This window comes from Anaerolineae bacterium (genome assembly GCA_014360855.1).
In the GTDB taxonomy this organism is placed as follows: Bacteria; Chloroflexota; Anaerolineae; order JACIWP01; family JACIWP01; genus JACIWP01.
In genome coordinates this window covers 1-18674 of the sequence record JACIWP010000022.1, presented here as the reverse complement: position 1 = coordinate 18674, position 18674 = coordinate 1, and the positions used below count along the sequence as shown (strand labels likewise).

At 66.6% G+C, this 18674-nt stretch carries 15 protein-coding genes; 1 reads left to right on the top strand and 14 read right to left on the bottom strand.

Features of this window, described 5'->3' with window-relative positions; genetic code table 11:
- On the bottom strand, positions 1-1099 hold a 1099-nt coding region (locus tag H5T60_02330), incomplete at its 3' end, for a response regulator (GenBank protein MBC7241267.1).
- A gap of 228 nt (positions 1100-1327) precedes the next feature.
- On the opposite strand from H5T60_02330, the gene H5T60_02325 reads away from it, so the two are divergent.
- Positions 1328-2932, top strand: coding sequence for a hypothetical protein (locus H5T60_02325; protein MBC7241266.1), 1605 nt, complete (start codon positions 1328-1330; stop codon positions 2930-2932).
- Between the two features lie 84 nt (positions 2933-3016).
- Here H5T60_02325 and H5T60_02320 read toward each other — a convergent pair whose 3' ends face one another.
- The 13 genes from H5T60_02320 to H5T60_02260 all read right to left on the bottom strand — a co-directional run.
- Positions 3017-3370, bottom strand: coding sequence for a hypothetical protein (locus tag H5T60_02320; GenBank protein ID MBC7241265.1), 354 nt, complete (start codon positions 3368-3370; stop codon positions 3017-3019).
- A complete protein-coding gene (locus H5T60_02315) occupies positions 3331-3801 on the bottom strand; it encodes a hypothetical protein (GenBank protein ID MBC7241264.1) in 471 nt (156 codons plus the stop codon). The genes H5T60_02320 and H5T60_02315 overlap by 40 nt, the downstream gene beginning before the upstream one ends.
- A gap of 87 nt (positions 3802-3888) precedes the next feature.
- Entirely contained in the window at positions 3889-4629 is a 741-nt protein-coding gene (locus H5T60_02310; GenBank protein MBC7241263.1) for a serine/threonine-protein phosphatase, read from the bottom strand.
- A gap of 5 nt (positions 4630-4634) precedes the next feature.
- A complete protein-coding gene (locus tag H5T60_02305; protein MBC7241262.1) occupies positions 4635-5699 on the bottom strand; it encodes a hypothetical protein in 1065 nt (354 codons plus the stop codon).
- Complete coding sequence (locus H5T60_02300) at positions 5696-7384, bottom strand: CCA tRNA nucleotidyltransferase (GenBank protein MBC7241261.1); 1689 nt, start codon at positions 7382-7384, stop codon at positions 5696-5698. Before H5T60_02300 ends, H5T60_02305 begins: the two co-directional genes overlap by 4 nt.
- Positions 7385-7402: 18 nt before the next feature.
- Positions 7403-7960: a 2-oxoacid:acceptor oxidoreductase family protein gene (locus H5T60_02295; protein MBC7241260.1), complete on the bottom strand. Its 558-nt coding sequence runs from the start codon at positions 7958-7960 to the stop codon at positions 7403-7405.
- 53 nt (positions 7961-8013) lie between these two features.
- Positions 8014-8850: a 2-oxoacid:ferredoxin oxidoreductase subunit beta gene (locus tag H5T60_02290; GenBank protein ID MBC7241259.1), complete on the bottom strand. Its 837-nt coding sequence runs from the start codon at positions 8848-8850 to the stop codon at positions 8014-8016.
- Between the two features lie 16 nt (positions 8851-8866).
- Positions 8867-9985, bottom strand: coding sequence for a 2-oxoacid:acceptor oxidoreductase subunit alpha (locus H5T60_02285; GenBank protein ID MBC7241258.1), 1119 nt, complete (start codon positions 9983-9985; stop codon positions 8867-8869).
- On the bottom strand, positions 9982-10299 hold the full coding sequence (locus H5T60_02280) for a 4Fe-4S binding protein (GenBank protein ID MBC7241257.1): 318 nt from the start codon (positions 10297-10299) through the stop codon (positions 9982-9984). Before H5T60_02280 ends, H5T60_02285 begins: the two co-directional genes overlap by 4 nt.
- Positions 10300-10437: 138 nt before the next feature.
- Entirely contained in the window at positions 10438-11304 is an 867-nt protein-coding gene (sucD, locus tag H5T60_02275; protein ID MBC7241256.1) for a succinate--CoA ligase subunit alpha, read from the bottom strand.
- A gap of 12 nt (positions 11305-11316) precedes the next feature.
- A complete protein-coding gene (sucC, locus tag H5T60_02270; GenBank protein MBC7241255.1) occupies positions 11317-12471 on the bottom strand; it encodes an ADP-forming succinate--CoA ligase subunit beta in 1155 nt (384 codons plus the stop codon).
- Between the two features lie 23 nt (positions 12472-12494).
- Positions 12495-15359, bottom strand: a complete 2865-nt coding sequence (locus tag H5T60_02265; GenBank protein MBC7241254.1) for a glycosyltransferase family 39 protein — start codon at positions 15357-15359, stop codon at positions 12495-12497.
- A 14-nt stretch (positions 15360-15373) separates the two neighbouring features.
- Positions 15374-18674, bottom strand: a 3301-nt coding sequence (locus H5T60_02260) for a glycosyltransferase family 39 protein (protein ID MBC7241253.1), incomplete at its 5' end; no start/stop codon positions are given.

The following is an 18674-nucleotide window of genomic DNA, read 5'->3' as shown; positions in this document are numbered from 1 at the left end:
GGATCTGCTCTACCGTCAGGTTGCCCGGCTGTGCCAGCATGATGGGGATGCGGTTGCGGTTGGCCTGGAAGCACATCTCGGGGGCCGGGATGATATAGCCGGCCAGCGTCATCCCGAGGAACTGCTCAGCCTCCGTAGGGGAGACCACCGTCGCCGAGCGGGTGCGGTTCACCAGCACCACATCCACCATGGCGCCGTGCAGGTCCATCTTCATTAGTGCGGAGATGGTCTGTTGGGCCGCTTCCAGCGCCAGGGGGTCGGATTCCGTGACCACTACGACGCGCCGGCTGCGCGAGATGCAGACGTTCGCATGGGGGGTGAAGCAGGCGCCGGCATCCACCAGCACGAAATCGGCCTGCTGTTCCAGCTCCTCGAGGATCTGGTGTGTCCTGGCCGGCGGGACAGTGATGCCTATTAGCTCCTCCCGCGGGACGGTGGGGAAGACCCGCAATCCGGACGCATGCGGTACCAGGGCGCTGGTCACTGCCTTGGCGGAGGTGCCGGCCGCATCTTTCAAGAGCGAGGCCAGGCCAGGCCCCGGGCGCAGTCCCAACTGCATGGCGATGGTGCCGGTGTGATAGTTCGCATCGAAGAGGATGACCAACTTCTTGCGCTCGGCCAGGGCAATGCCCACGTTAACCAAGAGCGTGGAGGTGCCCACGCCGCCTTTGGCTCCCAGGAAGGTGATGACATTGGCGCGCTGGGTGGCCGCCGGCTGGGCGATATAGGATGCGCGTGCCAGGAGCGCCTTCACCCGGGCGATCAGCTCCGCCGGCAGGACCGGTTTGGTGATGTAGTCGTCGGCCCCCACCTGGAACCCCCGCACCTTGTCCTCCACCTGGGACTTGGCGGTCAGCATGATGACGGGCAGGCGGGCCGTCGCCGGCTGTTCGCGAATGCGCCGGCATACCTCGTAGCCGTCCATCTCCGGCATCATGATATCCAGGATGACGAGGTCCACCGGTGTCTCGGAGAGGATCTGGAGCGCTTCCGGGCCGCTCTTGGCGGTCAGCGTCTCAAACCCCTCGCGATGCAGGGCGTAGGCGATCAGCCGCAGAGCGTTGATGTCATCGTCCACAACGAGTATGCGTTGGGCCATATGTGCTCCCTGCATGAACAAAATGCCATGCGCGTACGTCTTACATTTGTCCCTAATGTAGCATATTTTATCGTCAAAAGCAAGGGAAAACCGCTCGTAGAACCTTACAAAATGCTTGCAATTCTATGATGAACCTGCTATAATTAGTTATGTAAGGTTTTGTCGGGATTCCCGTTTGGGGAGAATGCGCACACGGACGCCGGCAGTGGCGTCAGGGAGGATAACAGCATGCGCAAACGCAAAATGCTCTGGTTGGTCGTGATTCTGGTCCTGGCGATGGCCCTGCTCCTGCCGGCGGGTTCTCCCGCACTGGCCTACGGCGCCCGCTATTTCCCGGAGACCGGCCATACGGTGCGGGGGGCCTTCCTCGACTTCTTCAACCGCTACGGTGGACTGGCCATTTTCGGCTACCCCCTCACCGATGAATTCCTGGAGAACGGCTTCAGCGTCCAGTATTTCCAACGGGCGCGCTTCGAATGGCACCCGGAGAACCCCGACCCCTACAAGGTGCAGTTGGGACTGCTGGGCTATCAGATCCATGGGCCGGCGGATCCGCCGGTGCCGGCGCCTCCCGGGCCGTGGCCTTGGAACCTGCGCTATTTCCCCGAGACAGGCCACACTGTGGCCGGCGTTTTTCTGCAGTTCTTTGACCGCTACGGCGGCCTGACGGTCTTCGGCTATCCCATCACCGAGCCGTTCCTGGTGGAAGGCGGCATCACCATCCAGTACTTCCAGCGGGCGCGCATGGAACTGTACCCGGGGAGCACGGCAGTGCGTCTGGGAGACCTGGGATGGGAATGGTTGCACCGACAGCCGAAGTGGCCGGGCACCACGCCGGTGACGCCGGCGGTGCGCACCCGCTTTTTCCCCGAAACGGGGCACACTGTCCAGGGAGCGTTCCTGGACTTCTGGGAGAGACGGGGCGGCCTGGACATCTTCGGCTATCCCATCTCGGAAGAGTTCACGGAAGGGGGCCGCACTGTCCAGTATTTCCAGCGGGCGCGCTTCGAATGGCATCCGGAGAACCCGGACCCCTACAAGGTGCAGTTGGGACTGCTGGGCAGTGAGATATATGGGCCGGCCGACCCGCCCGTGCCCAACTGGGTCACCCCCTGGAACCCGCGGGCGCGCTACTTCGCCGCCACCGGCCACGTGGTCACCGAGGCCTTCCTGGACTTTTTCGACAGGCGCGGCGGCCTGGACATCTTCGGCTATCCCATCACCGAGGCGATGATAGAAGGCGGCCGCATCGTCCAGTGGTTCCAGCGGGCCAAGATGGAGTGGCACCCGGAGAAACCGGACCCGTGGAAGGTACAGCTCGCTCTGCTGGGCGAGGTGGTGTATCACGGCCCGCCGGCGCACCAGGCCGCCTGGGAGCCGATCATGGGATTCGGCAAGGTCTGGCGGGATAACCCGGTGGTGCGCGATGGCCTCGGCATGGGCATCGAGGAACAGCACATCGTGACCTGTGCAGAGCAGAAAATGCAGGGCGGCATCCTCTTCTGGCGGCAGGACAACCGCACCATCTACGCCCTCAAGAACGACGGTACCTGGCAGGCTTACCCGGACACCTGGGAGGCCGGGCGTGACCCGACGAGCTGGGGATATCGCCCGCCGGCCGGCCTGTATGAGCCGATCCGCGGCTTCGGCAAGCTCTGGCGCGAACGACTGGGCGGCCCCACGGGCGCCTTCGGCTGGGGCACGGAGGCCGAACGAGGTTTCCAGGCGCCAGTGCAGGCATTCCAGCGCGGCCTGATGCTGGAGAACGAGCGCAAGGAGATTTACGTGCTCTTCAACAACGGCACATGGAGGCGGTACTTCGACATGTACTGATCCCGCCGGCGCACAAGCCAAAACCCCACCTGGCCTCCCGCGCTACCACGCGGGAGGCCTTTTCGCTTCCGGAAGGAGCCGGCGTCAACAGGTCAGATGCAGGGCCGCCCCGGCGCGCACACCTTTCTCCACCAGGGCATTGTAGACCTTGCAGGCCTCCGCGGTGGGGAGTGCCCGCAGTTCAATCCCCTTCTCCTTCAGCCACTGTTCTGTCTCGGGCAGGACGACCATGCGGCCGTGAGAGCCTGTGCCCACCACCAGCACCTCCGGCAGGGGATCGCACTGGGTCAATTCCCACAGGTCCACCACTGCCAGCGCATGCCCTTCCTGCCGCCACCAATCTGGATGGATGCCGTCGGGAAGGATGAGCAGGTCCGCCCGATAGGTCTTGCCGTCAATCAGGATTCGGCCGAACTCATATCCCTCGATGAGATGCATGGCGAACGACCTCCTTTCGCCGGCGCATCCGACAAACCTCTCGGAGCCAGCCTCCCGATGCTCCGGGATTCCAAAAAGGCCACTGCCCTGGCCAGCACTTCTTCCGGCGTCAGCGCATCGGTGTCAATCACCAGATGAGCGTGTGCGGCCGCATGAGCCAGCCGGCGCTCCTGCTCCTGCCAGTAGGCCGCGTCGTAATCCACCTCTCGCCGGCGGGCCACTGCCTCGTAGCTGGCATGAAGATAAATAAGGATATCCGGCCGGGTGATGCGCTGCCACATGTATGGGACGTACGAGTGCTCCTGGCCCACCTGGCGGGCATTATAGCCCAGGGCGCGCAGTCCCTCTACCAGGGTGGTCTTGCCGGCGGCGCACACCCCCACCACCGCGATCAGCGGTGCCCGAGTGAATGATCCCTCTCCATGGCTCATCGCCAACCATGCCCTCCTGTACTGTGACAGGGTTGCGGGCCGCTGTGCTTGGCGGACTGCCATGTCCATTTATATATTATTATACCATCAAAATGGGAAGCGCACGCTCATTTTGCGGATTTGTAGGGCGCCGGCATGGGGGTACACGGCCAGTACCGCCGCGCTGATGTCATCCGCCGGCCGGCCGTCGTCCAGGGAGATGGCCTCGGAGATGAGCGCCTCGGCCAGGGTTTCGGCGCTGGCAGAATCCTGGCGCAGATGGGCGCAGGCGAAAGCGGGGATATCGAGGGATTGGCCTTTCCGCCGGCCGGCGGCCAGCAGGCCGTCGCTGAACAGCAGGGCATACAGACCTGCCTCGAGCTGAATCTCACTGATGACCGGCTTGGTGCGGGGATGGATGCCGATCGGCTCGCTGGGATCATCCAGCAGGGTCACCGCGCACTCGCCGGCCGGCGCGCGCCGGATGATGACCGCCGGGCACTGCGTGTTGCGCGAAATAACCAGCGTGCCGGTGGTCAAATCCACCGAGGCGATGCTGATCTCAGCGGAGACCTTCCCCTGCCGCAGAGTGCGCAGGTAATCATGGGCCGCACGCGCCGCCGCCCCGTCCCGCACACCATCCGCCAGCAGGGAGATGATTTTACGGGCGGCGATATTGCTGATGAGCTTGGCCGCCTGGCCACTGCTCTGCCCATCGGCCAGCACCAGGGAAAGCCCGCCGTGCGGACGCTCGATGACCTCGACCGTGTCTCCGCTTTCGCTGACGGCGTACTTCGCCACTTTGGCAACCGCGACGTGCAGTTCCAGGCCGCGCGCCACAATCACCATCGGGTCTACTCCTTGACGCTGATCGTCAGGGAAAGGGATGCCTGTGCCGCGGCGGAGCTCTGGGATGCGGCGCTGAGATAGGCCTCGCCGGCGGAGCCGACCGCGGCATCGGCCGGCACCGTGAAGGTCACGCTGACCGTCTTCGTCCCGCTGGCGGCCAGCGCGATGGTCACCGGGCCGGCCCCCTTGTCTGCTCCATCCACGATGAGCCGCACGCTCCACCCGGACATAACCGCCGGGAAGAGCTGAAGCACCACATTATCCGGCACCGTCGCCATGTTGCGCACGGTGACGTTGAAGGTGGCGGTCTGGCCGGCCTGCACCTGCGCGGACGTGGCGCTGGTAATCAACTGAATGGCATACTGCACCACTGTCGGCGTGCGGGTGGGGGTGACGGTGCGGGTCGGGCTGGCTGTGTAGGTCGGCCGCGGGGTGAAGGTCGGCGGTCGGGTGAAAGTCGGCCGCGGCGTGCTGGTCGGGCGCGGCACCGGAGTCGGGAAAGGAGTCGGAGTGGGCCAGGGCGTCGGGGTTTCCGCCGGCAGTGTCGGGATGATCACCACCGTGAAGGTCGGGCTGGGGACAGGCGTGTCCGTGGGGATCGTGGTCGGCGTATCGGTGGGGGGCGCCGGCATGGTGGGTGAGCTGACGGGTGTCCCCACGGGCGCGGTAGTGGTCAATGCCGGCAAGGGGGTGGAGGTGGCGAAGGCGCTGGCCGGCCGGAAGCCGCGCGTCTGATAGGCCACCAAGGCCCAGGCACAGACCAGCAGTATCCCCATGGTAATGAGGCCGCCCACGACCACGGCCATGGGGCGGGTCTGCCAGGGCCATATCCGCGCCCGGGAGCGCGTCGGCGCCGGATAGCGCTGTCCATAGGCCATTTGCGCCGCCTGCAGGCGCGGACAGCGGCCAAATTCCCCGCTCAGACACAGCCGCTCCTGCTCGTCCTCCGTGATGGGGGTCGGGGCGGGGAAGGCGTAACAGCGGTTGGCCGGCGAGGGCTGTGGCCAATATGTATCCGGACCGTTCATCGCGCCCAGATAGGGGCATACGCGTTCCTCGGATGTGCTCACAAGCTCTTTCCCCCCTCTTTTCCCGATATCGCCTGTTCGAGCCAGCGCAGGGCCTCGTCGCGCGTGGTGAATGTGCCGGCGGCCTGCTCCTCGCGCACCCGCTCCAGCCATTTGCCTATGGCAGGGCCGGGGGCCAACCCAAAGCGCTGGATCAGGTCATTCCCGGTGACCAGGCGCGGCATCCCCTCCGGCCCGCCGGTGCGCGAGAAGAACTCCAGCAGGGCCTGAACGACCCTCTGCACGGGCGCCCAGACCTCCGCCGGCGGCCGGCCTGGCCGGCATGCGGCGGTATCCGCCAGCGACAGGAGGCATACGCCCAGGGCCGCATCCCCCAGGTCCCGGAAAAAGCGGTACTGTGCCCGCGGTGTCAGCTCCCTTTCCCGGGACAACAGCAGGGGACGCAGATGATGGGCCACGCAGGCGCAGACGTAAGATATCTCGCGCTGGGAGAAGCGGAGCCGGCGCATGATCCCCTCTGCCATCTCCGCACCTTTCCGCGCATGGCCGAGGAAGTGCACCCGTCCCACCTCATCCACCCGGCGCGCTGCCGGTTTGGCGATGTCGTGCAGGAGGGCCGCCCACTTCAGCGCCTGCCAGCAGGGCCGCTCCTCCGCCAGCTCCTGCTCCAAGTGCCGGCGCAGTGCCGGCCGGGAAGGCTCCAAGAAGGCCCATTCCTCGGGCACCAACCGGCCGCCGTCCTCCGCCGGCAGGCCGATGGCGCGCAGAAGTTCCTCCAGCCGCGCCACTGTGAGCAGAGTATGGTCCCAGACATCAAGCTGATGGGGGGCCGATTGGCTCACGCCGGCCAACCCATCCAGCTCCGGAATGGTGTACTGCCACAGCCCCAGCCCAGACATGCGGCGCAGGGCCTCCGCGGAGTTGGGCAGGGCCAGCATGCGGTGCAGTTCCTGCTGAATGCGTTCGGGGGACTCCTCCGCCAGCCCGCCGGCATCCCGCCGGATGGCCTCCAGCAAGGATGCGTCCATGGAGAAGCCCAGTTCGACCGCCAGCCGTACCGCCCGCACGGCGCGGATGGGGTCATTGGCGATGGCCTGCGGGGTGACGGGACGCAGGATGCGCCGGCGGACATCTCCCTTGCCGTCAAAGGGGTCTATCAGGCGTCCGGCGCACAGCTCCAACGCCAGGGCGTTGATGGTGAAATCGCGCCGGGCCAGGTCTTCCTCGATCCGCTCACCTTCTATACGGGAAAGGTCCAGGAAGAGGCGGGGGTGATTCTCCCGCAGGAGGACTACCCGGGCGAAGCCGCGCTCGGCATCGAGGACGTAAAAGCCGGCCCCGAGCTGGTCCGCCAGCCGGCGGCCCCACTGCACGGCGTCGTCGGACATGACGATGTCCAGGTCATGGATGGGCCGGCCCAGCATGAGATCGCGCACACAGCCGCCCACCAGGTACACGCCGGCCAGCCGGGAACAGAGAAGCTCGCGGGTGCGCGCGGCCCATGGGTTTTCTGCGAACAGCCGCTCCAGGCGCTGGGGCCACTGGTCCACGTCATCGGCGCCGGCGCCGGCCGGCACGAGCGCGGTAGGTTCCTCTTTCGGCCGGCGGGTCTTGGCGGCCCGGTAGGCCTCCCCCGGGTCTCGTCCCACGCCCACCACCTGCCGGCCCTGGAGCGCCGCCCAGCGCCGCTCATCCTGATCGGAGTATGCCGTCTCATCCTTCGGCATAGGGGTACCGAACCTGTGTCACAGCTCCGTGGGGAGGGCAACCGGCAGGCCGGCTTCCAGCAGGCGTTTGGCTTCCTCCAGGCCGGCGCGCATCGCCTTGACGTTCAGCTCTTCCGTTCCCTTGGGCACCAGGGAGCGGATAGCTTTTTCCAGGGATTCCTCGGACACGATCTTCGTCAGGCCGCAGATAAGGCCTAGCGCCACCATGGCCGCCGTGATCTCGCGGCCGGTGGCCTTGACGGCCAGCTCGGTGATGGGCACCGCGACCACACGTGTGGTGGGAGAGCGCTCCACATTGGTGGAATCAATGATGAGCAGGCCGTCGCGCTTCAGGTCGTAATAATAGCGGTCGCTGGCCTCCTGGCTCATGCAGACCAGCAGGTCGGCGTTCATCACCTTCGGGTAATATATCTCGCCGTCAGAGATGATCACCTCTGATTTGGAGGCGCCGCCGCGCGCTTCCGGGCCGTAATCCTGGGTCTGCACGGCGTTGCGCCCATCGTACAGGGCGACGGCCTCCGCCAGGATGCGGCCGGCCAGGATCATGCCTTGGCCGCCCTTGCCGGCGAGACGCACCTCATAGCGTCCGATGCCTGTCCGGGTGGTCTCTTTCTTCGCCGTCTCTTTCTTCACGCTTTGCCTCCCGACTGCGCCCGCTCGATGATCTTCTGGTAGAGCTGGGTGTATTCCGGCACCTCGCGATCCACGAAGATACCGCGCACAATCTTCCCCTGCAGTTCCTCGGGTGGGAGCTTCTCGGCAGTCTGTCGGGTGACGCTGTTCTCCTTGAGAGCGCGCATCATGTCCACGGCAGAGCCTAGGCGGTTCAGCCGGCCGTAGGTGGTGTGGCAGTAGCTCACCGCTTCGATCAGGGCAAAGCCCTTTTTCTCCAGCCCCTGCTCGATATAGCCCTGCAGTTCCTCGACGTGATAGACCGTACTGCGCGCCACGAAGGCCGCGCCGCACACCTGCGCCAGCTCGCAGATGGGGAAGTCCTGTTCGATATTGCCGTACGGCGCGGTGGTCGCCAGCATATGCTGGGGTGTGGTGGGGGAATACTGCCCGCCGGTCATGCCGTAGGTAGCGTTGTTGATGACGATGGCCGTCAGGTCAATGTTGCGGCGGGCGGTGTGGATGAAATGGTTGCCGCCGATGGCCAGCGCATCACCATCCCCCATCACTACGATAATTTTCAGCTCCGGCCGCGCCAGCTTCAGCCCGGTGGCAAAGGAAAGGGCGCGGCCGTGGGTGGTGTGCATGGTGTAGAAGTCCAGGTAGACCGGCATGCGTCCACTGCACCCGATGCCAGAGATCATAGCCACCTGATTTTTGTCATAGCCCAGGTCGTCCACGGCGCGGATGATGGCGCCCATGACAATGCCGATGCCACAGCCGGCGCACCAGATGTTCGGGAATTTCTTCTTGTGGCGCAGATAGTCATATATCAACTGGCGCTGGGTTGTCATGATACTCTCCCCTTCCCTATTCCTTGTACTCAATGGCGGCGCGAATCTCCTGGGGGGTGATCATCTCCCCATCCGCCCGGCGCACCCGCCGCACCTTAGAGCGCCCGACCAGCCGCTCCACTTCCAGGGCGATCTGTCCCATGTTCATCTCCGGCACGACCACGCGCTGAGCTTCGTGCGCCGCCAGCAGGACCTGGTCTTTGGGGAACGGCCACAGCGTTTTCAGGATGAGCAGGCCGACGCGATGCCGCCGGCACATGTAGATCGCCTCCTTGGCAGCGCGCGCCGTGCATCCATAAGCGATGACCAGCGTGCGCGCATGCTCCACGTTGATGGCCTCGGTGATAGCGATATCCTCCACATGGGCGTCAATCTTGCGGAAAATGCGCGTCAGCCAGGCGTTGATCTCGTCCAGTCGCTGGGTGGGGAAGCCGGCGCGATCGTGCATCAGCCCGGTGATGTGATAGCGGAAGCCATCGCCGAAGTTGGCCATGGGCGGGACATCGGAGGCGGTCTCCTCATAGGGGAAATACCACTCCGGCGGCACATTGGGCCGGGCGCGGTCAATGATCTCCAGCTCCTCCGGCGCCGGCAGTGTGACCTTCTCGCGCATGTGCCCCACCACTGCGTCCATCAGCAGGATGACCGGCGTGCGGTACTTCTCCGAAAGGTTGAAGGCCGTCACCGTCAGGTCAAAGCACTCCCGCACCGAGGTCGGGGACAGCGCGATGATGGGATGGTCGCCGTGCGTGCCCCAGCGCGCCTGCATGACATCCCCCTGGGAGGGGCTGGTGGGCTGACCGGTGGATGGCCCCAGGCGCTGTACGTCCACAATGACGCAGGGGATCTCAGCCATGACGGCATAGCCGATGTGCTCCTGCATCAGGGAAAAGCCCGGGCCGCTGGTGGCGGTCATGGCCTTCAGCCCGCCCACCGAGGCGCCCAGCACTGCCGCCAGGCTGGCGATCTCGTCTTCCATTTGGATGAAGACGCCGCCCACCTTGGGAAGCTCCCGGGCCATGGTCTCCGCGATGGTGGTGGAAGGGGTAATGGGGTAGCCGGCGAAGAAGCGACAGCCGGCGGCCAGCGCCCCATAGGCGCATGCTTCATTGCCCTGCAAGAATGCCGTCCTCATCTCCGCACCCTACCTCCCACAGCCTGACCGGTTTTTCGCTCCTGCTCACCACCTTCCACCAGCTCCACCACAATGGCAAAGTCCGGGCAGTGATAGACGCACCAGTTGCAGGCCGTGCACCGCTCCTCATGCGCCACCACGGGATGGCCCTCCGGCCCCAGCTCGAAGACTTTGCGCGGGCAGAAGGCCACACAAAGCCCACAGCCTTTGCACCAGTTGTCAAAGACCGTGACCCTGCCTCGTCGCTTCGGACGCGGCTTTGTCGTCTCCGGCGGAGCCTCCTCGACGACTTGTGATTCTTCTCCTGCTTGCATATCGGTATTCCTCCTTTGGAAGTCACTCCACGCTGAGATGCGGCACAGAGTTTGGCCGGCCGTTCCACCTCGCCAACCTGTACGTGCATATTGTAACATTTTCGGCCGGCTCGTCAATCCGGGGAGCGCCCTGCCGGCCTAGAGCATTCCCGCCACGATGTCGGCGATCTGCTCCGGGTGCTCCGCCACGCGCACCCCCGCTTCTTTCAGGCGGGCGATCTTCTCCCGGGCGCCGCCGGAGCGGCCGGCGATGATGGCGCCGGCGTGCCCCATGCGCTTGCCCTCCGGTGCCGTCAGGCCGGCGATGAACGCCACCACCGGCTTGCTCATGTGGCCGGCGATATACTCCGCCGCGATCTCCTCCTCGTTGCCCCCGATCTCGCCGATCATCACCACCATATCGGTATGCGGGTCCTGCTCGAACAGCTCCAGGATGTCCACGAAACTGCTCCCGATGACCATATCCCCGCCGATGCCCACCGCGGTGGACTGTCCGATGCCCCGCTGGGTGAGGGAATACACCACTTCATAGGTCAGGGTGCCGCTCCGCGACACCACCCCTACCGGCCCGGGGCGGTGGATATGGCCCGGCATAATGCCCACTTTGGCTTGGCCGGGCGTGATGAGGCCGGGGCAGTTGGGGCCGATAAGGCGCGCCCCGCGCGAGCGCACAAAAGCGACCACTTTGAGCATGTCCAGAGCTGGGATGCCCTCGGTAATGCACACGATGAGCTGAATGCCGGCCGCGGCCGCCTCCATGATGGCATCGGCGGCATACGGGGCCGGCACGAAGATTGCCGAGGTATCCGCGCCGGTCGCCTCCACCGCCGCGGCCACTGTGTCGAAGATGGGGATGCCCTCCAGCCATTCGCCGCCCCTGCCCGGCGTCACGCCGGCCACCACCTGTGTGCCGTACTCCACCATCTGCAGGGTATGGAACGAGCCTTCTCGGCCGGTGATGCCCTGCACGACCACCCGCGAACGATTATCCAGCAGGATGCTCATGATCTCCTCCCGTTATGCCGCTGGCACGGCGGCGCCGGCCTGCGCCGCTTCCACCGCCAGGCGGGCGGCCTCGCTCAGCGTGCGCGCCGTGATGAAATTGGCCTCGGCCAGCAGACGCCGGCCCTCCTCCTCGTTCGTGCCAATGAGGCGCACCACCACTGGCACCTTCGACGGCACTTGCGCGAAAGCCTCCAGGATGCCGCGCGCCACCTCATCACAGCGGGTGATGCCGCCAAAGATGTTGATGAGCACAGCGCGCACATTGGGGTCCGCCAGGATGATGCGCAGGGCTGCCGCTACCCGGTCGGCGCGTGCCCCGCCGCCGATGTCCAGGAAGTTCGCCGGCGCGCCCCCGTAAAGCTTTGTCATGTCCATGGTCGCCATAGCCAGGCCTGCCCCGTTCACCATACAGCCGATGTAGCCGTCCAGCTTGACGTAGCTCAGGCCGTACTGGCGCGCTTCCCGCTCCGCCGGCGACTCGTCCAGCATTTCCCGCGCCCGCGCCAGCTCCGGCTGGCGGTACAGGCCGTTGTCGTCCACCACCATTTTGCCGTCCAGCGCCAGCAGTTCGCCGCCGGCCGTCACCGCCAGGGGGTTAATCTCCGCCAGGGTCGCATCGGAGTACATCAGCGCCTCGTACAGTCCCAGCCCAATGCGGGTGAACTGGGTCAGCAACGCCCGGTCCAGCTCGATGTCACAGGCCACCTGGCGCATCTGGTAGGGCTGAAGGCCAAGCAGGGGGTCAATATCCACCCGGGCGATTTTTTCGGGTGTCGTCGCCGCAACTTCCTCGATGTCCACCCCGCCGGCCGCGGATGCCATCAGCACCAGCCGGCGGCCAGCGCGGTCCAGCACGATGCCCAGGTACAGCTCCTGCGCGATGTCGGCGGCCTGGTCCACCAGGACGCGCCGCACTGTCAGGCCTTTGATCTGCATCCCCAGGATGGCCTCCGCCGCGGCGCGGGCCTCCGCCGGCGTCTCTGCCAGGCGGATGCCGCCGGCCTTGCCGCGCCCGCCGGCCAGCACCTGCGCCTTCACCACCACCCGGCCTCCTAGACGGGCGGCGATTTCCTCGGCTTCCTCCGGCGTCTGCGCCAGCTCCCCTTTCGGGATGGGGATGCCATGCTTGGCGAAAATCTGCTTCGACTGAAACTCGTACAGGTTCATGACAGGCCTCCTTGCCAGTATCTCTATTCCTGCCCCGCTTGCGCCGGCCTATAGAACAGGGCGGCCGGCGGCACCGGCTCCCATTCCCCCGCCGGCGGCCGCCAGTACAGGGCCAGGCCGCTGAATTCCCCTTCCAGCCGGCGGTATTCCAGACGCAGGGCATGCGGCCCGGGGGGCAACAGCACCTCCCCTTCGACCGCAGTTTTTGCCCACGGTTGGCCGGCATCCTCCAGCACCGTCTGACTGTCCAGCGAAAGGCGCACTGCGCCGGCCTGGACCACGGCGCGAAAGCCGTATCGGCCGGCCTGATCCACCCTCAGCCAGCCCTCATAAGCCGCGCAGTAGGGCCGGCCAGCCAAGACTTTCGCCGGCGCGCCCTCCCATGCGCTGGGCACCGTCTGCAGGGCGATCAGCGGCTCGACTCTCTGCCAGGCCGGCTCCCCGGCCGGCCCGCCACCGCCGCACTCGTAATACGAGGCCAGCAGACCCGGAACGTCGGCGGACGCATCGAAGTAGGCCGGCGACACAGCTTCCCACTCGCCGGCGCCGCGCTGCCACCACAGCGGCACATCTACGGGGAAACCCTGGAACTCGCCGGCCGCCCGCAAGCTGTGCCACCCTTCCGCCAGGTATAGGGCTGTGCCGGCGGCCGGCTGGCCGTCCACCTGCACATCCACCGGCCCACTGCCCTCGGCCCGAAAGCGGTATGCATCGTACACTGGAACGTAGACTGCGCCCGCCCATTGTACCCCAAAAGGCGGAGAAAGGGGAATCTCGCCGGCCCCCTGTTCCACCCTCAGCGCCGGCACCCGCATCGTCAGGTTCGCGGAACCCATGCCACTTGTAAGAACCCGCAAGGTCAGGCCGCGACGCGCCGCGACCTCTTCTTTGCGCACCAGCAACAGCCGGCAGGCATAGCGCCCATACGGGCTTTCCAGGGACATCTCCTCCGCGCCCGGATAAAAGGCTCGCACCGCCGCGGCCAGGGCCGTCCCATCATACGGTTGACAGGCGACGTAGGCCAGGTCCAGCGGGAGCTCCTCATGGATCGGGAGCGCTTCGGCCAGGGACATGATGCGCCGGCCGGGCGGCTCGCCGGCCAGCCAGGCGAAGTCCTGTCCCGGGTTGTAGAACGGGAAGTTCGCCATCAGGTAAATATAGCGCTGACCCTGAAAGCCGGCCAGCGTGCTGGCCAGGGCGCTGATGTCGCGGTCGAACTCGGCGCGCACGCGCGGGTCGCGGATCTGCCGGCCGAAGAAGAGGCCCAGGTTGCTGGCGGCGGCCAGGAGCAAGAACACCCCCAGCAGGCCGGCGGCCAGGCTCCGCCAGCGCGGCGCCAGGCCTTGCCGCAAGCCCCACAGCCTTTGGACGGGCAGGCCGGCCAGCAAATAGACTGCCGGCATCGCCAGGGCAATGCGGTGACCGCGGAAATCGGCCGGCAGGACGCCGCCGCCGATCAGGGTGACCAGGAACCATATCACCAGAAATGCGTTCGGGCCGCGCCAGATGCCGGCCAGCGCCATCACCAGCCCCAGCGCAAACAGGACGCCGCTGACAGGGTCCAGCGCCGGCGTGCCGGGCAGGTTGGCCGCCGGCCAGCTCTCCCCTTCCAGGTTATAGAACAGGAGCGCGCGGACCAGGCGGGGACCTAAGGGCTGGGCCGGCACGGCGGATGGATGGAACAGGGCCGGCAGGATCGAGGTGAAGCGCTCCGTCAGCGCGACCTGCGGCTCCCGATGTACAAAGCCAAGATACGGCGCGGTGAAGACAACGAGCGCCAGCAGAAAGACCATCAGGCCGGGCAAGTGACCGCCCAGGGACTGTCGGAGGGCCGTGCGGCGGCCGGCGGAGGGACTGTGCTGTACTTCCCTCAGCCGGCGCACAGCGGCACTGCCCATCAGCACCAGCGCGAACAGCGGCACCAGCTTGAACGAAGCGTGGCTGTACAGCCCCAGGGCCAGGGCCAGGCCGGCGATAAACCAGGGGGGCTTCCCCCGCGTGCGGAGCGCCCGCGCCAGGCAGGCCAGCGCGATCAGGGCGCACAGCAGGTCCGGCACCACCGGCAGGACCAGCCGGGAGAGCGCGATGCGGTAGCGGGAGACGGCCAGCAGGAACGCGGTCGCCAGCGCCGGCGCCGGCCCCAGCAGTCGCCGCGCCAGAAAATAAAAGGGCAGGCACAGCAGGGCGCCCATGACGGCAAAGGGGAGCCGCAGGGCAAAGGTGGTGGGACCGAAGAGGAGAAACGAAAGGGCCACCGGGTACACGCTGGTGGGATACTGCCAGGGAAGCCCCTCGTGGTGCAGGACGCTGTAGGCGTCCTTGCCCATCTGGGCCTCGTCGTTCCAGGAGATGCCGCCGGCCGGCGGGAAGTTCCCCAGGCCGGCCAGCGTCACGGCAAAGGCCAGCGCCATGATCAGCGCCACCGCCGCGGCCTCGCCGGCCCAGCGCCGGCGCGTCTCCCAGCCGCGGCGCAGGGCGGCCAGGGGTTGATGCCCATCCCAAAGCGCCATGCCGGCCAGGACGACGAAGCCGCCGGCCAGGTACCACCTCCAGGCGGTGCGCACCGCGTCCCAGCGCCAGAAGCACTGCCAGCCGGCCCAGCCCAATGCCGATGTGCCGCACAGGGTCAGCGCGATGCCGGCAGTGGTGCGAGCGGAATGCCGGCGCGGGGGCCGAGAGACTGCCGGCCCCGCGGCGGAGGATGTATCCACCTTCCCGCCAGCCAGCGCCGCCAGCAGTCCCCCCAGGACGAAGAGAGCGCCGGCCGCCGGCGCATAGGCCCGCTCCTTCAGCAGGAGCGCCTGGCCCAGCATGCCCAGGAGCAGGCCCATCAGCAGGAGGGACGCCGGCCGCGTCCGCCCCTGCCCCTTCGCCATGTGCCTGCCCATGCGGCCGGCCCCTCCTACCGCACCTGGAAGGTCTGGACGCGGTGATTGTACACATCCGTGACGGCGACGAGGCCGTCAGGGCCGGCCGCGACCCCTACCGCCTTGCGGAACTGCCCTGGCCCCGTTCCCTCGCCGCCCCACTGGCCCAGGCGATTGCCCTGGCCGTCGTACACCAGCACGATGTGCGCCTCGGGATCGGTCAGGAAGAGCCGGCCCGCGGCATCCACCGCAAGGTGCGGGCTGTCAGTAGTATTGGCGCCCGAGATCGGCCATTCGCCCAGGTATCCGCCGGCGGAATCCAGCACCTGCAGGCGCATGTTCAGCACATCGGCGATATAGATGCGCCCCAGGGAGTCCACCGCCGCATCGGTAGGCTGATTGACCTGCCCAGGGCCGGCGCCGAAGCCGGCCAGCACCGCCAGCAGTTCGCCCTCCGGCGAGAGCTTTAGGATGCGCGAGCCGCCGGTGTCCGCCACATAGATATTGCCGGCCAGGTCAACGCCCAACCCGCGCGGTCCGTACATGGCCAGGTCCGCGCCGAACTCCTTCTCGAAAGCGCCCTCCGGGCTGAAGCGGGCAATCACCTGGCGCGCCACATCCAGCACGTACACCCGTCCGTCGGGCGCCACTGCCACATCGAAGGGTTCCTGCAGGGGTTCCGCCGCCGTGGTCCAGGCGCCGATGAAATCACCCTGGGCGGAGAAGACCTGCACGCGCCCATTGCCGGCATCGGCCACATACACGCGCCCCTGCGCGTCCATCGCCACGCCGCGCGGGGTGCGGAACTGCCCAGGCGCGTCCCCTTCACTGCCCCAACTGGCTACCAGGTCTACGCCGGCCACCGGTGGGACCGGGCCGGCGGCGGGAATGGCCGGCGCGCTCGGCAGGGCCGGCAGTTCCTCCAGCGAGACGCCGGGCGGACGCAGGTAGTGCGCCGGCACCAGCTCATGCGCCCCGCCGGGCGGCGTCCACCACAACTCGATCTTGCGCCCGCCGTCCACCTGGAAGTAGCGCAGGATGATGTCGTGGAATCCCTCGCTGAGCTGGATCATCCCCTCGCGGTAGACGTCGCCATGATGTCCCCCATTGTCCACAATCATCTGGCCGTCAATGAAGAGGTACGAGCCGTCGTCGGAGTTGGTGCCGAAGGCGTAGACGCCGGCGCGCGGGATGTAAATTTTGCCGACCCATTCGATGCTGAAAGGCGCCGGCAGGGGATCATTGGGCGCGATGTACGGGTCAATCTGGATCAGCGCCGGCTGGCCGCCAAATTGATCCGCCCCATGGAAGTAGCGTCCCAACAGACCAAACCGGGACAGCCCTTCGTCGTACAGGTACACCTGGGGGACAGCCTCTTCGGTGCCGCCCGGCGGCGTCCAGCGCAGGTGCAGACCCGCCGGCAGGGCCGCGAACTGCGCGCTCACCCGGATGGGATGGAAGCCGGCCGGCAGGCGGCGCGCTGTTTCCCGGCGCTCCCCCTCCGCCGTCAGTATCTCCTCCTCCCCCAGCACCAGCACCGCCCGGCCGCCGCGGCACTCGAGGGAGAGCCCATAATCCCCATAGGCCGGCACGAAGAGGGAGCCGCGCCACTCCGCGGAGAAAGGTAGGGACAGCGGCGGCGTCTCCCATTCCAGGTCGAGGGTTGGGTCGCGGCGGGTGAAGGCTGGGGTTCCCCCTATTTCGGGGCCGGCGTAATAGGCCGCCGGCAGGCCCTGGATGCCGGTGATGTCCTCCGGGGTAAGGGCATAGCTGTAGAACGCCACCTGACCGTAGCGGTCCGTGTGTGTCCCAAGGCGGCCGCCGGGATACAGCTCCTGCAGGCGCTGGACGATGCTTTGATGTGCCGGCTCCAGGATGAACATGACCGGCTGGGTGACCGCCTCGCGAATGGGCAGGTGTCGGTTGACCAGGAAGTCCTCGTACGGGATGCGGTAGTCAATGAACTTAATGGCGGAGTGGTTGGTCAGCGCCGGCGAGATGAGCAGGCGGTGCGTGCGGCCGTGCTCCAGGGCGAACTGAGCGGCCAGGTTCTGGTCCGGGTCAAAGTCGTAGTACACGGCGCGATCGCCGGCCTGCTTGCGGAAATAGGCGTCGGCGTTCAGCCAGCCGCTGAAGGCCAGCAGGAGCACGCCGGCGGCCAGCACCCCTCGACTGCCCCACGGTTGAAAGACCCGCCGGAACAGGGCAATGGTGGGGTTCCAGAAGGCGGCCACCGCCAGAAACACCGCCGGTAGATTAATGATCGTGCGCAGGGAGTGCGGATTGGAATCGGCCAGGGACAGCACGCCCGGCAGTGCGCCGATCGGCAGCCACAGCCACAGGATGAGGTGGTCGGGATCGCGCCAGCGGTACAGCGCGTACCCCAATCCCAGCATGAAGAAGATGGCGCTCCAGCGGTCCAGCATGGGGGCGTTGGGCAGGTTGTGGCGCGGGCGCGGATCTCCCTGATAGACAAACATCAACGCGGTTTTGCGGATGTTATCTTTCAGCGGCTGATAACTCCCCTCCCGTTCGATATCCTGCATGACTGAGGCCTGCGTGGCGCGGTGGGTGAAATCCTCGGGGAAGCGGGCAAAGTAGACCGCCAGGGGGCCGAACCCGATGATGGCCGCGACGGTCAGGGCCAGCACGCCGGCCCAGATGCGCCGCAGGAGGCCGGGCCATGCCAGGATGTGGAGCAGGAGGTACAGCGTCACGATGACAGGGAAGACGCGGTAGCCCAGATACCCCTGCAGTCCCAGGCCGAGGGCCAGGCCGGCCCAGGCATAATCGCGCCAGCGCCCGGTGCGCAGTGCCCGCGCCAGGAACCACATGGTCAGCACGGCAAAGAAGGGTGTCAGCACCGCCTCGAAGACGACGCGGCTGAAATTGACGTGCCAGCGCGAGACGGCCAGGGCGAATGCCGCCCACTGCGCCGGCCGCATCCCGAACCACTCCCGCACCAGGAAGTAGAACGCCGCCACCGTCGCCAGCCCGATGAAGGCGGTGACCAGGCGCATGGCCAGCACCCCTTCCCCGAACAGGCGGAATCCCAGCCCCAGCAGGTACAGGAACAGGGTGGGATGGCCGTTGCTGGCGCGGGTATATGGGATGTAGACGCTGGAATCCAGGAGCTTGAGCGCCTCCAGGCCGTTGTCGGCCTCGTCCAAATAGGCGGCCGGCGGGAACTGCCCCAGGTGATAGAAGCGCATGCCGGCGGCCGCAAGCATCAGCAGGGCAAAAACAATCAGCTCCTGCCGATGGCGCTGGAAGAAATCCCTGGAAAGCCGGGGAAGCTTCTCCACCGGGCTGATGGCCATCACGATGACGCCGGCC

Bases quoted from the DNA above. Each gene is read 5' to 3' on its own strand.
- H5T60_02285 (MBC7241258.1), bottom strand. From the start codon at position 9,985: ATGAGGACGGCATTCTTGCAGGGCAATGAAGCATGCGCCTATGGGGCG.
- H5T60_02315 (MBC7241264.1), bottom strand. From the start codon at position 3,801: ATGAGCCATGGAGAGGGATCATTCACTCGGGCACCGCTGATCGCGGTG.
- sucD (MBC7241256.1), bottom strand. From the start codon at position 11,304: ATGAGCATCCTGCTGGATAATCGTTCGCGGGTGGTCGTGCAGGGCATC.
- H5T60_02300 (MBC7241261.1), bottom strand. From the start codon at position 7,384: ATGCCGAAGGATGAGACGGCATACTCCGATCAGGATGAGCGGCGCTGG.
- H5T60_02265 (MBC7241254.1), bottom strand. From the start codon at position 15,359: ATGGGCAGGCACATGGCGAAGGGGCAGGGGCGGACGCGGCCGGCGTCC.
- H5T60_02280 (MBC7241257.1), bottom strand. From the start codon at position 10,299: ATGCAAGCAGGAGAAGAATCACAAGTCGTCGAGGAGGCTCCGCCGGAG.
- H5T60_02310 (MBC7241263.1), bottom strand. From the start codon at position 4,629: ATGGTGATTGTGGCGCGCGGCCTGGAACTGCACGTCGCGGTTGCCAAA.
- H5T60_02320 (MBC7241265.1), bottom strand. From the start codon at position 3,370: ATGCATCTCATCGAGGGATATGAGTTCGGCCGAATCCTGATTGACGGC.
- H5T60_02290 (MBC7241259.1), bottom strand. From the start codon at position 8,850: ATGACAACCCAGCGCCAGTTGATATATGACTATCTGCGCCACAAGAAG.
- sucC (MBC7241255.1), bottom strand. From the start codon at position 12,471: ATGAACCTGTACGAGTTTCAGTCGAAGCAGATTTTCGCCAAGCATGGC.
- H5T60_02325 (MBC7241266.1), top strand. From the start codon at position 1,328: ATGCGCAAACGCAAAATGCTCTGGTTGGTCGTGATTCTGGTCCTGGCG.